The sequence below is a fragment of the Streptomyces sp. SID3212 genome (assembly GCF_009865405.1).
GTDB lineage: Bacteria > Actinomycetota > Actinomycetes > Streptomycetales > Streptomycetaceae > Streptomyces.
Genome location: NZ_WWJY01000163.1, coordinates 1 through 368 on the forward strand (window position 1 = coordinate 1; position 368 = coordinate 368).

The following is a 368-nucleotide window of genomic DNA, read 5'->3' on the forward strand; positions in this document are numbered from 1 at the left end:
CGTCCCCGGCCGCCCTTGGCGGCTTTACGGCGCTCCGCGCGCCCGCCCCGCTCGGAACCGGCCGGCCCGGAACCGCCCTGCTCCTGCCCGGAGGTGGCGGCCTCGGCGGACAGTGCCGCGGTCGCACGCCGCAGATCGTCCGTACGGAGGCCGATGGTCGCGTCGTCGGGAAGGTCGGCCGGGTCGGCCGGAGGACGGCCCGGCGAAGGGAAGGAGAGAGGCGCGGATATGAGGGTCTCGTCCAGCGCTCCCGGCACGGACCCGGCGGCGGCCGGCGCGGCATGCGCCGCCCCGGACACGGGACGCCCGGGAACGGGAGCGGGTCCGGCTTCCCGTACGGACGCGGGACCGCGACCGGCACCCGCACC

1 pseudogene is annotated in these 368 nt (G+C 78.5%); it reads right to left on the minus strand.

Annotated elements, in window-relative coordinates:
• Window positions 1-299, minus strand: a pseudogene (locus tag GT042_RS04410) (hypothetical protein); the annotation flags it as partial.
• Window positions 300-368 lie beyond the last annotated feature (69 nt).